This window comes from Roseibium sp., from assembly GCF_965233565.1.
GTDB lineage: Bacteria > Pseudomonadota > Alphaproteobacteria > Rhizobiales > Stappiaceae > Roseibium.
In genome coordinates this window covers 711,356-723,139 of record NZ_OZ247494.1, presented here as the reverse complement: position 1 = coordinate 723,139, position 11,784 = coordinate 711,356, and the positions used below count along the sequence as shown (strand labels likewise).

Below are 11,784 nucleotides of genomic sequence, written 5' to 3'. Positions count from 1 at the left end.
CTGAAACTGGTCCTGAAAGTTTGGAGATCCATGGCAAATCCAAGATCCGAAACGAAGCCGGAACCCTTGCAGCAACCGTTCCGACCGCTGTCAGCCCTGGTTCGGCAGGGCGAACTGTTCAACCAGAACTGTCCGTCCCGTGACATCCTGAAACACCTGACCAGCCGCTGGGGCGTGCTGGTCCTGATCGCATTGCTGGAAAAGGAGCACCGGTTTTCCGAGCTTCGGCGCAAGGTCGGTGGGGTCAGCGAGAAAATGCTGGCGCAAACCCTGCAAACGCTGGAGGCCGACGGGTTCGTCAACCGGCATTCCCACCCCGTGGTGCCGCCCCATGTTGACTACAGCCTGACCCCGATCGGCCGGGAAGTCGCGGCAAAGGTTCGTGATTTTGCCGACTGGATCGAAGTGAATATCGGTCGGATCCTTGCAGCGCAGGTGCCTCAAAGCTGAGCTTCCGGCGGCCTAGACCTGATTAACCCGGCGGGCAGACCGTAGCGTCGTCACCGTTTTCGAGGCGAAAGCGGACGCAGCCCGGCGCCTGACCCTTGGCAGGCGCTGCACGTTTGAGGACGCGTGCGGGAAGATCGATCCGGTCCTGCTCCTCGAGGCTGTTTTCTGAAAAACCGACGATACGCAGGCTGCGCAGGTTGTCCGAAGGCACCACGAGCTCAGGTGTTCCCTTGCCGGTCCAGGCAATGTCGGCCGAAAGATCCTGATGGCGCGAGCCGATCTTGTGGTTGGAAAAGCCCGGAAGCGAGGCAAGGGGAACAAGCGTCTTGCCCTGCCAGTCCACGACGTGGAGCGTGCCACCGATATGCGGGGTCTCGACATAGGCGATCTGCTTGTTGCCGCGTCCGGCATAGTCGGCAATGCCGGCAATATTCAGCCATCGGTTGGTCCGGCCAATCGGGGCTGCTGCCGCCAGTTCCCTGAGCTTGCCGTCCCGGATGCCGTAGAGGGCAACGCTGCCACCCGCGTCTTGAAAAGACCGGATCGCAACGATCTCGATTTCACCGTCGCCATCCAGGTCTACGATCCTTGGTGTGCGATCTTCAAACACCTGATCAAACGGCAGGAACAGGTCATAGTGCCGGCCATCCTGGAAAGCGACATGCAGCGATCCGGCCTCAATGTCATCCCCCAGGATGGCGTGCTGGTAGCGCGCGGTGGGCGCGCCATACCAGGCAGCAACACCTGTCCCGTCTGAAAGTCGGTCAAGCGCATAGTGCCCGTCGGGCAATCCGTTGACCGGTCTCATGTCCGCGCCGTTCCAGACAGAGGCAGGCACGTTGTCCGCGGCCGTTGCAAATCCTGAAGGAGACAGCAGCAGCCAACCCAAAGCGGCCATCGACAGAAATCGACGTGCAATCATGTTGTCCCCTTCAGACCAATGCTTCCGGCCAATGCCGCTGGATTATGCGCGGTATCAGCATCGTTGGCAGCCTGGCCCGCTCCGAGCAGACAGGCCTCGGTGCCGGCATCCATCGGTACCATCAGTTCAATCGTCATGCCCTCGATCACCGCGTCCTGCACGGACACGAGCTGACCCAGAAGGGAGGTGACGCGCAATCGGCTTCCGTCCGGGCCCAACACTTCAACGGGGACAAAGACCGGAACATTCTCGCGAAAGGTCTCGTCGAGGCCATCCAGAAGTCCTGCCTCGCGTGCTTCCTCCAGGAGCTCGTTCAGCTCCGGATCTTCGGCTGCTTCCTTGTAAAGGCGTGCAGCGAAAATCGGTGCGGCTTCGGTCCAGTTCAGGATGCGTTCCCGGAACGCCGCCGACAGAAAAATCCTGAACAGATTGGGCGGTTGGTTCTGCTGTTCAGAAAACCCGGTGAGAAACAGCTTGCCAGGCAGATTGGTGCGCAGGATCGTCCAGCGTTTGTCGAGCACATAGGCCGGGAAGGGCCAGTGTTTGAGCAGTCTTGTCTCGATCAGGTCGAGCGCTTCGACGACATCCGGTGAATCTTCCGCGCGGCATTTGTACGGGCTGGAAAAACCGGCTGCCTGGTAAAGCACCTGGCTTCGGGCCACGGGCAGTGCCAGCTCCCGTTCAATTCTCTGGATCATGAAGGGGCTTGGCCCGGCGCGCCCGGTTTCCAGAAACGAGACGTGGCGCTGGGTCGAGCCGATCCGTGCGGCGAGCTCGGCCTGTGACAGGCCGCGCTCACGGCGCAGCGCCTTCAAGGAGTTACCGAAAGGAGAAGTTTGCCCATTCATTCAACAATCTGCCCTGGTCGCTGTAGCCGCTTATTCCCTTTGAAGGAATTGCCGAGAGTATCAGAAGATTTAGGCTCCGCTTCGTAGTCACGCAACACACGAAGACCGGAGCAACCGATGACCACCTGGATCCTGGCCGTTTTACTTCTCTACCTGGCCCAGATTTACCTCAGCGCGGCCCTCTACCTGCCGTCAGAAAGCATCTGGCAGCATGCCGGCGGTCGAGATGTTCTGCCTGAAAAAGGAAAATACAAGGGGCGGTCGGACAGGGCCCTTGTCAATATGAAGGAAAACCTGCCGTTCTTCCTTGTGCCGGCGGTGCTGGTGTATGTCATCCCGACAACGGACATGGCGCTGGCAATCACCGGGGCACAGCTTTTTTTCTTCGGCCGCCTGCTCTACGTGCCGTCGTATCTCTCCGGCATTCCCGGCCCGCGGTCTCTGGCCTATGGTGTGGCCCTGTGCGGCAATATCATCATGGCGTGGGCGCTGGTTTCAGGATGATGCCGGATGCCCGCACGGTTGGATGGTTCCGGCTCGGCACGAGCCGGTTCCGAAGGAGCGTACTGGTCCACGATCTGCCAGTAGCGCGGGTCGCGCCAGACCCTTGAGACAGCCAGTGCCAGCCGGGCCCTGATCTTCGGATCAAGATCCTTGTTGGCTGCGAGCCACTGGATGCCGTGGGTGACAGGCGCACCGACAATTAGGTTTCCAGGATCGTGTCCCTGTTGCCGATAGACGTAATTCGCCCGGATCGACATGGTGTACCAGGCATCGATCCGGCCGGTGTGCAACATGGTGCTCATCTGCTCCGCTGTCGGGATTTCCTCGATGTTGTTCACGCCGTTGCGCTTCAGGATCCGGCTTCTTTGGCTGCCGAGATGAACACCGATCACCTTGCCGCTTTCGATGGCCTTCTCGAATGTGTCCAGCGGCTGGTCAAGCGTGACGAACGCGCTCTCGGTATAGATTAGCGGCGCGATGTATTGAAATTTTTCCCCGCGCGCCCGCGAATAGGCTGCCGTGAACAACAGGGAACCGGACGTGTTTTCCGCAAGCACCTGTGCCCGTTTCCAGGGGGCGAAACGCACCTCGATCTCCAGGCCTGCCTCTTCGGCTACAAGCTCCATGAGCTCAACGGCGATGCCCTTGTTTTCCGCATCGATGGACAGAGGTGGCAAATAGCCGGTGAAGGCGATCAGCTTGTTTCTTTCCTGCGCCTGCACCGAAGTGCCATACAGAACACCGAGCCCCAGCGCCAGGACACGCAGTCCAGTCCAGGATAACCTTCCGAAAAGATACAAGTCCGCCCCCAGAAACTTATTCGCTTCATCGCGAATAATGACTAGGTTTTGTAACTGAATTCTGAATCTTGATGTAAAAATTGACAGTATAGAAATTTAAAGACCCGGTCGAAGCTGTCGCCGGGTCTTCGATTAATTGGTTCCAACAGCCGAAACAGCTTTAGTCGCCGGTATTCGTGTCTGCCGGTTTGCGGCCGCCATGCACGAAATTCATTGCATGTCCGTTCATGCAGTAGCGCAGGCCCGTCGGCTTTGGGCCGTCCGGAAAGACATGTCCCAGATGGGCGTCACAGCTGTTGCAGCGGATCTCCGTTCGAAACATGCCATGGGAATGATCGTCCAGCTCCCGGATGGCATCGGGATGCACACTCTCGAAAAAGCTCGGCCATCCGCAGCCAGCATCGAACTTTGTGTCGGACATGAACAGGGGCGCGCCGCAGCAGACACAGTCATACCGGCCGATGAGCTGGTTGTCCCAGTAGGGCCCGGTAAACGGACGTTCCGTGCCGGACTGCCGGGTGACGTAGAACTGTTCGGGCGTGAGCTGTTCCATCCATTCGGCGGTGGTTTTCTTGATTTTCGGCGCTCCGTCAGCCTGACGCGTTTTCTGGTCGCTCATTTCACGATCCTTTTGGTGTGTTTTGTGCATGAAATAAGCGCGGTATCGATGCGCGGCAAGATTTGTCAGGTAACGTTACCGTCAGCTACCGTGACAGGACATTCATCACCGTTTTAACCCGATTGCCGCCTTCCTGGCGCGCCTGGAATACGCAGTTCTCCGCCGCTGCCAGGATGAATTCCGAGCTCTCCGAAACGCCTGTTTGCTCTGCGACGGCGCAGGCCGCGCCAACGGAAGCGGTCATGATGCCATTTCCGGCCGTGTTGTCGGGATTGGGGATGGCGAGATCCTGAATGGCGACCTGCAGATAGGCGCTGATCGTCTCCGCGCCCATTTCGTGGGTCCGTGGCAGGAGCAGTGAGAATTCGGACGTTGCGGTGCGCGCTGCGATGTCGGCCGGCCGGCGGGCCGTTTCCTGCAAGGTGGAGGCGACCTTGTTGAGACAGTCTTCGGCAGCGCTGGGGCCAAGGTGCTCGGCCAAAGCGTCGAAACGGTCCAGGGAGACCTTGATCAGACTGGTATGGGTTCTTTCGCGCAAGGCAATTGCCCATTCCCGCCTGAGGCTGTCTTCAAAGGCCCGGCGGTTAATGAGGCCTGTCAGCGGGTCTGTCTGGGTCGCGGCTTCGAGCTGGTTCTCCAGGTCCTTACGTTTTGCAATGCTGCGGAAGTAAACTGCAAAGGCGTATGGCTCGCCTGTTGCGTTTTCAAGCAGATGCACGGTCACTTCCGCCCAGATCAGCGAGCCGAAAGCCGAGCGCAATTGCAGGTCCGCATGGGGAAGCGGCCCCTGCGGATCCGCGCTCCCCGACAGGATCGCGTTCAGGAGTTCTGCGTCAGTGTTGGGAACGCCCATATAGACAAGGTCGCTCAGATGATCTGCAAACTTGTCGGCATTCCATCCGAACAGCCGCTCTGCGGCCGGCGACAGAAAGGCGGGGTCTCCGCCGAGAGACAACAGCACAATGGCATCGTTGCTCAGCTTGACCAGCGTTTCGAAATCAATGCTGGACGGGTGGAGCAAGCTCTGCCCGGAAGGAGTTTCCCTGTTGCCGTCCAACACCATTTTCGCCTCGCATAGAAATCTGACGGAAATGCTTCGTCCAAATGAAACTGAACGGTATTCACGTTGCGAAATCAAGTGGCAAGCGCAGCACATCGAATCGGCGGGGAACGGCAGAACGCCAATTTCGGCGAAATTCCTCACCTGAGAGCGCGAAATTCACGCCATGAGATTGACAGCTAAGCAAAAATCACAGCGAAAAGTTCCTCGTATCTAGCGCGAAGTTTAGCTGGAACAAGAGAGCGGTTTGAAAATATCGAAAATCGGCTGCCATCAGCTTGAAGAGGCGGATTCAACTGCCTAAGACATGTCATAACCTGTTTCGGGCCGTTATCATCTGGCGGACCCGGGCTGATTCTATTGAATCGGCGGTCGCCGTTTCTTGATCAACTGCAACGAAAGTTCAGCATGACGCCAGCAATGATCGACGACACCACTCTTTATGCTGTCCTCGCGCCCTTTGCTGCCGCGGCAGTTGCACCGTTTCTGACCCGTTGGTTCAAGCACAACGCCGCTTGGCCGCTTGCGGTCGTGCCTGCGCTGATCTTCCTTCATTTTGTCGGCTTCATCGAGCCCGTGTCACGAGGCGAGACCTTTGTTGCCAGCATTGCCTGGGTACCCAGTTACAATGTCGACTTCTCGGTCTATGTGGACGGTCTGTCGACCCTGTTTGCCCTGCTGATTTCCGGCATCGGCACCTTCATCATTCTCTATGCCGGGGGCTATCTGAAAGGACACCCGCAACAAGGCAGGTTCTTTTCGTTTCTGTTTCTGTTCATGGGCGCGATGCTCGGGCTTGTGCTCGGCAATAACCTGATTTCGCTGTTCATTTTCTGGGAGCTGACGTCGATTACGTCGTTCCTGCTGATCGGGTTTGATCATCTGCGTGCCGCCTCGCGCCGCGCCGCGATCCAGGCGCTCGTGGTGACCGGAGGAGGGGGGCTTGTACTCCTGGCAGGCTTCCTGGTGATCATTCAGGCGACCGGCAAATACGAGATGTCCGCCTTGCTGGGCTCGCCGGACGTCATCAAGGACAGCGGTCTATATCTGGTGATCTTCATCCTGGTGCTCGGAGGAGCGTTTACCAAGTCGGCACAGTTTCCGTTCCACTTCTGGCTGCCCAATGCCATGGAGGCGCCGACGCCGGTCTCGGCGTTCCTGCATTCGGCAACCATGGTGAAGGCAGGTGTCTATCTTCTGATGCGCATGCACCCGCTGCTGGGAGACACGCCGGAATGGAATACTGTCCTGCCGATTTTCGGCGGAATGACTCTTCTGGTGGGCACGATCCTGGCTGTTCGCCAGACCGATCTGAAGCTCATGCTGGCCTACACCACAGTGGCCTCGCTCGGCCTTCTGGTTATGCTGACCGGCACGAGTGACGAAAGAGCCCTGGAAGCTGCGGTCCTCTATCTGTTGGCCCACTCCCTGTTCAAGGGTGCCTTGTTCATGGTCGCCGGCACGATCGACCACGAAGCCGGGACGCGGGACATCACCAAGCTTGGTGGATTGCGCTCAGCGATGCCGATCACGTTCCTGGCAGCGTGTCTTGCAGCTCTTTCCATGGCTGGTCTGCCGCCCTTCATCGGCTTCATCGCGAAGGAAGTGCTCTATTATGGCACCTGGGGCTGGCTGGAATTCTGGGGGCTGCCGCTGACGCTGACGGCGCTTGTCGGCAACGCCTTGATGTTCGTGATTGCCGCAGCTGTTGCGATCAAGCCTTTCTTTGGTCCCAAGGTGGAAACGCCCAAACATGCCCATGAAGGCCCAGTGCTTCTCTTTGCAGGTCCTGTTGTCCTGTCTGTTCTGGGGCTCGGTCTGGCGCTTGTTGCGCATACGACGGGCGATCTCTTCGTGGCCCCGACCCTGGCATCGCTCCGCGGCGTCTTTACCGAGATCGACCTTCACCTCTGGCCGACCTACATCTCCGGCAATGTTGCGCTTTACCTGTCAATCATCACGATTGGTCTTGGCATCGCCCTTTTCACGCAGCTCGACCGGCTGCGGGCAACCATCGCCGGTATCCTGACTACGATCGGCTGGGGCCCGGACAAGGGCTTCGACCAGTTCGTCGCCGGCATTGTCAGCCTGTCGACCCTGATCACGCGGCTTCTGCAGACCGGCAAGATGCAGACCTACATGGTGCTGACTTTCCTCTTCACCGGTCTGGCCGTTCTGTTGCCCGGTTATCTCACCAACAGCTTCCCGGCGATGCCCAAGCTGCCGGAATACCGGTTCTATGAGTGGGGCATCTTCCTGATTGCCGTGCTTGGCCTGTTTGCGGTGCTGATCGCCAAGACACGGCTGACCGCCATTGTCTCGCTCGGTATCCAGGGCTTTGCCGTGGCGCTGATCTTCCTGATCTTCGGAGCTCCGGACCTGGCCTTCACCCAGTTCATGGTCGAAACATTGTCCGTGGTCATCCTGGCGCTGGTTATGACCCGCCTCAACCTGCATCCGAGCGATCACCGGTCCCTGCCAGCGGCGCTCAGCACGGGCGCGGTTGCTGCGGCCGTGGGCCTCGGACTGTGCCTGACGCTGATGGCAATCACGCAGCAGCCGTTCGACAGCCGCCTGTCTGATTTCTTCACCGAGTTCAGTCGTTCGATTGCCCATGGCCGCAACATCGTCAACGTGATCCTCGTCGACTTCCGCGGCATTGATACGCTCGGCGAGATTGCCGTGGTGGTGCTGGCAGGGCTCTGCGTGCTGGCTCTGATCCGCGTACGCACCAGACCTGAGAAACCGGACGAAGCGCCAGATGCCGAAGCGGCCCAGTCCAAACCGGCGGAGGCAAACTGATGCGTACAATCATCTTTCGCACCATCGCGCCGTATCTCTCCGCGCTTATGGTCCTGTTTTCGATCTTCGTGCTTCTGCGCGGTCACAATGAACCGGGGGGGGGCTTTATCGGCGGGCTGATCGCTGCGTCCGCATTGGCGATTTTCGGCATTGCCTGCGGCGTCGCCTCCGTGCGCCGTGCCATTGTCTTCCACCCGATGGGCATTGCAGGCTTCGGCCTGTTCATCGGGGCCGCGGCCGGCATTATCTCGCTGTTCAAGAGCCAGCCTTTCATGACCAGCCAATGGTGGTACGTGAAGGCGTTCGGCGTCGAGATCCCGCTGTCGTCACCATTGATCTTCGACATTGGCGTCTATCTGGTGGTCGTCGGGGCCATAGGCTCCATTGCTCTGGCGCTGGAAGAAAGGGAGGCCGACTGATGGAAACCGGTGTTGCAATCCTGATCGGCCTGTTCTTCACGGTGGCTGTCTATCTGATGCTGTCGAAGCAGCTGGTCCGGATCCTGCTGGGCATCGCCATTCTCGGCAATTCGGTGAACATGCTGATCTTCACCAATGGCCGCCTCACGCGGGAAGTGCCACCGCTGATCCCGCCGGATCTCTATACGCCTGCCATCGCGACGGCCAATCCGCTGCCGCAAGCTCTTGTGCTGACGGCAATCGTGATTTCGTTTTCGTTCTTTGCCTTCCTGCTGGTGCTGGCCTTCCGCGCCTATCAGGAGCTGGGCACGGATGAAGTCAACGAGATGCGCGTCGCCGAGCCCGACAACGATCAAACTCCGCCGCAAGGGTACTAAGCTTCATGGCCGGTTCCTCCGTTTCCGTCGACTATTCCCAGGCGATGAATCTCGAACCCGTTGCTGCGGGTGACTGGCTGGTGGTCGCCCCGGTGCTGATCACCATGCTGGGCGGTGCGCTGTGCCTGATGCTGCGCAAGAACACAGACCTGCAGCCCAAGCTTGGCGTCAGTTTCCTGGTGCTTCTTGTCGTGGCCAGTGCCGGGTTGCTGTTGCGCGTGCTCGACCAGGGTGTGATCACCATGGTGATGGGCGGCTGGCTGCCACCATTCGGCATCGCCTTTACGGTCGACGCGCTTGGCGCAACGCTGACCATGATCGGCTCCGTCGTCGCGCTGTGTGCCGGCATCTTCGGCATGTCGACGGTCGACAGCACCGGGCGGCGCTATGGCTTCTACCCGTTCCTCCTGTTGCTGATGACCGGTGTCTGCGGCGCGTTCCTGACCGGCGATGTCTTCAACCTCTATGTCTGGTTCGAGGTTCTTCTGATCTCGTCCTATGGCCTGCTGGTGCTCGGCAATGACCGGATCCAGCTGGACGGTGCCGTGAAATACGGCGTTTTGAATCTGGTCGGCACCAACCTCTTTCTGATCGCAACCGGCCTGCTGTATGGCATGTTCGGTACACTCAACATGGCCGATATAGCCGGCAAAGTGGCGGAACTGAACAATCCCGCCTCCGGGACTCTGGCGACTGTCGCGGCACTCTACTTCCTGGCCTTTGCCATGAAGGCGGCCGCATTCCCGGTCAATTTCTGGCTGCCGGCCTCCTATCACACGCCAAATATCGTGATTTCCGCGGTCTTTGCCGGCCTGCTGACCAAAGTCGGTGTGTACGCCCTGATCCGGCTGTTCGTGCTGGTCTTTCCAAAGTCGCTTGACTACATGGCCGATGTTGTGGCGCTTGTGGCGATTGGAACGCTTCTGGTCGGGGCAATCGGCGCGCTTGCCCAGAGCGAGGTCCGGCGGCTTCTCGGTTATCTGGTAATCGCCGGCATCGGCTCCATGCTGGCCGGTGTTGCGATCGGCTCCGAGCAGGCGATTGCCGGGGCAATCTTCTACGCGGTGCATTCCATCATTGTCATGACGGCGCTTTATCTGGCGTCCGGTGTCATGAACCTGATGGCCGGGTCCTATGATCTGCGGAAGCTGGGCGGCCTTTATCAGAAGAACGCCGCCTTTGCCGCAGTGTTCCTGATCCTGGCCTTTGCCGTGTCCGGCCTGCCGCCCTTTTCCGGCTTCTGGCCCAAAGTGGTGCTTGTCGCGGAGGCCTTTGATGACAGCCGTGCCTGGCTGGGTGCTGCCATTCTGCTCAGCGGTTTCCTGACGACGCTGGCAATGGGGCGGGTCTGGATCTACGCCTTCTGGCGTGGCGGGCCCGAGGGAACGGCGGATGGCCAGTCGGTGTCCGGCGACGGCGCTGCTACCATGCATCTCAAGGGCGGAACGGTGTGGCTGCCTCTCTTAATCCTGACGGCACTTATCGTCTATTTCGGCCTTCAGCCGGAATGGATGATGGATCTGTCACAGCGCGGCGGAAACAGCGTGGTCAATCCGCTGGGTTACCTGCGTTCGGTCTTTGGAGGTGAGGGATGACCAGTCTCTTTCTCATCAATATTCTTCTGATGCTTGCCTGGGCGGCGGTCACGGGCAGCTTTGCCGAGGTCAATCTTGCCTTTGGCTTCCTGCTCGGTTTCGGCGCTCTTTACCTGATCCGGGAACAGGTTGGTACGACCGAGTACACACAAAGGGTGACAAAGGGCGTCGGCCTTGCGTTTCTATTTGTCTACGAGCTGATCAAATCGGCCTGGCGCGTGGCGATGATCGTTCTGCGGCCGAAAATCGATCTGCAGCCGGGCATTATCGCCTTTCCGCTGACAGTGGACCGGGACTTTGAGATCACCATGCTCGCCAATCTGATCACACTGACGCCGGGCACGCTTTCGATGGACGTCTCGGAAGACCGCAAGACCCTTTATATCCACTGCATTGACGTGCCGGATCCGCAGGCGACAATCGATGACATCAAGAACGGTTTCGAGCGCAAGATCCTGGAGGTGTTCCGATGACACCCATTGACAGTTTTGCCTCGCAGTTCCTGCATGTCTGCGTTCATATCGCCCTGGGCCTGCTCACCGTGTCGTTTCTGGTGATTGTTTACAGGACACTCAAGGGACCGACCTTGCCGGATCGCGTGGTGGCTCTCGATATGCTGGTTGCAACCGGTATCGGCTTCATCGCCGCGATCGGCGTCTCGACCGGTTTTTATCTCTATATCGATATTGCGATCACGCTCGGCCTGGTCGGGTTCCTGGCGACCGTCGCCTTCGCGCGTTTCATCCTCAACCGCGGAACGGCCGGGGACCAGACGATCATGGAAGAAGTCGAAGAGAGCATCAGACGCAGGGAGGCCGGACAATGACGGCGCTTGTTGAGATCGTCACCGGCGTCATGCTTGTGATCGGCGCCGGTTTTGCCCTGGTGGCATCTATTGGCCTCGTACGCCTGAAGGATGTCTACATGAGAACCCACGCGGCCTCCAAGGCCGGTACGCTGGGGTCAGGTGTCATGCTTCTTGCGCTTGCAGTTCACGCCGGTGACCTTGGCGTCGTTACGCGGGCGATCGCAGGTGTGGTCTTCTTTCTGCTGACCGCCCCAATTTCGGCCCATTTGTTGGCGAAAGCTGCCTACTCGGCCGGATACCGTCCCTGCGCCGATACCAAGGAAGACGCTCTGGCTGAAACGATGAGGCCCAAGGGCTGAGGCCGGCAGTCTGCTGCTTCGACGTGTTTAGTCTGCTTTCGAGACAATACTATCCATCCATTGTCTAACTAGGTGCATTAGAACCGTTCAATATTTATAGAATTTGATTTTTATTGAGACGAAGCGACTTTTATTTGAATTCCGGGGTTGTCGTTTCTGGGGGACGGCGATATAAGGCTGTGACGATTGCCTGCAAAGTAGAATCGTTTTCGATTTCCAGA

Annotated in this window: 14 protein-coding genes; 9 read left to right on the top strand and 5 right to left on the bottom strand. The window is 58.8% G+C overall.

Features of this window, described 5'->3' with window-relative positions; all coding sequences use genetic code 11:
* Nucleotides 1–30 precede the first annotated feature (30 nt).
* Nucleotides 31–450, top strand: coding sequence for a winged helix-turn-helix transcriptional regulator (locus ACO6TG_RS03465; RefSeq protein ID WP_422376876.1), 420 nt, complete (start codon nt 31–33; stop codon nt 448–450).
* A gap of 22 nt (nt 451–472) precedes the next feature.
* Here ACO6TG_RS03465 and ACO6TG_RS03460 read toward each other — a convergent pair whose 3' ends face one another.
* The gene (locus ACO6TG_RS03460) at nt 473–1,372 is read right to left on the bottom strand and encodes a hypothetical protein (protein ID WP_422376875.1); all 900 of its coding nucleotides are present in this window, start codon (nt 1,370–1,372) and stop codon (nt 473–475) included.
* Nucleotides 1,369–2,220: a helix-turn-helix domain-containing protein gene (locus ACO6TG_RS03455; protein ID WP_422376874.1), complete on the bottom strand. Its 852-nt coding sequence runs from the start codon at nt 2,218–2,220 to the stop codon at nt 1,369–1,371. Before ACO6TG_RS03455 ends, ACO6TG_RS03460 begins: the two co-directional genes overlap by 4 nt.
* A gap of 117 nt (nt 2,221–2,337) precedes the next feature.
* On the opposite strand from ACO6TG_RS03455, the gene ACO6TG_RS03450 reads away from it, so the two are divergent.
* The gene (locus tag ACO6TG_RS03450) at nt 2,338–2,724 is read left to right on the top strand and encodes an MAPEG family protein (protein ID WP_094071234.1); all 387 of its coding nucleotides are present in this window, start codon (nt 2,338–2,340) and stop codon (nt 2,722–2,724) included.
* Here ACO6TG_RS03450 and ACO6TG_RS03445 read toward each other — a convergent pair.
* The 3 genes from ACO6TG_RS03445 to ACO6TG_RS03435 form a co-directional block, all read right to left on the bottom strand.
* Nucleotides 2,667–3,524 (bottom strand): substrate-binding periplasmic protein, encoded by an 858-nt coding sequence (locus ACO6TG_RS03445; protein ID WP_422376873.1) that lies wholly within the window; start codon nt 3,522–3,524, stop codon nt 2,667–2,669. The two genes, ACO6TG_RS03450 and ACO6TG_RS03445, sit on opposite strands and share 58 nt — an antisense overlap.
* Nucleotides 3,525–3,684: 160 nt before the next feature.
* On the bottom strand, nt 3,685–4,143 hold the full coding sequence (gene msrB / locus ACO6TG_RS03440; protein ID WP_422376872.1) for a peptide-methionine (R)-S-oxide reductase MsrB: 459 nt from the start codon (nt 4,141–4,143) through the stop codon (nt 3,685–3,687).
* 85 nt (nt 4,144–4,228) lie between these two features.
* Nucleotides 4,229–5,206, bottom strand: a complete 978-nt coding sequence (locus tag ACO6TG_RS03435; RefSeq protein WP_422376871.1) for a GGDEF domain-containing protein — start codon at nt 5,204–5,206, stop codon at nt 4,229–4,231.
* 405 nt (nt 5,207–5,611) lie between these two features.
* Between ACO6TG_RS03435 and ACO6TG_RS03430 the strand changes: the two genes are divergently transcribed.
* From ACO6TG_RS03430 to mnhG, 7 genes are read left to right on the top strand one after another with little or no spacing between them, the layout of a single operon-like run.
* The gene (locus ACO6TG_RS03430; protein ID WP_422376870.1) at nt 5,612–8,005 is read left to right on the top strand and encodes a putative monovalent cation/H+ antiporter subunit A; all 2,394 of its coding nucleotides are present in this window, start codon (nt 5,612–5,614) and stop codon (nt 8,003–8,005) included.
* Nucleotides 8,005–8,424, top strand: coding sequence for a Na(+)/H(+) antiporter subunit B (locus ACO6TG_RS03425; protein ID WP_094071231.1), 420 nt, complete (start codon nt 8,005–8,007; stop codon nt 8,422–8,424). Before ACO6TG_RS03430 ends, ACO6TG_RS03425 begins: the two co-directional genes overlap by 1 nt.
* Nucleotides 8,424–8,801, top strand: coding sequence for a Na+/H+ antiporter subunit C (locus ACO6TG_RS03420; RefSeq protein WP_094071230.1), 378 nt, complete (start codon nt 8,424–8,426; stop codon nt 8,799–8,801). Before ACO6TG_RS03425 ends, ACO6TG_RS03420 begins: the two co-directional genes overlap by 1 nt.
* Nucleotides 8,802–8,806: 5 nt before the next feature.
* Nucleotides 8,807–10,396, top strand: coding sequence for a Na+/H+ antiporter subunit D (locus ACO6TG_RS03415; RefSeq protein ID WP_422376869.1), 1,590 nt, complete (start codon nt 8,807–8,809; stop codon nt 10,394–10,396).
* Nucleotides 10,393–10,869 (top strand): Na+/H+ antiporter subunit E, encoded by a 477-nt coding sequence (locus tag ACO6TG_RS03410; protein WP_094071228.1) that lies wholly within the window; start codon nt 10,393–10,395, stop codon nt 10,867–10,869. The genes ACO6TG_RS03415 and ACO6TG_RS03410 overlap by 4 nt, the downstream gene beginning before the upstream one ends.
* Nucleotides 10,866–11,222 carry a cation:proton antiporter gene (locus ACO6TG_RS03405; protein WP_422376868.1) on the top strand — a complete coding sequence of 119 codons (357 nt, stop codon included), beginning with the start codon at nt 10,866–10,868 and terminating at the stop codon, nt 11,220–11,222. The genes ACO6TG_RS03410 and ACO6TG_RS03405 overlap by 4 nt, the downstream gene beginning before the upstream one ends.
* Nucleotides 11,219–11,563 carry a monovalent cation/H(+) antiporter subunit G gene (gene mnhG / locus ACO6TG_RS03400; protein ID WP_094071226.1) on the top strand — a complete coding sequence of 115 codons (345 nt, stop codon included), beginning with the start codon at nt 11,219–11,221 and terminating at the stop codon, nt 11,561–11,563. The genes ACO6TG_RS03405 and mnhG overlap by 4 nt, the downstream gene beginning before the upstream one ends.
* The last annotated feature ends 221 nt before the right edge of the window (nt 11,564–11,784 follow it).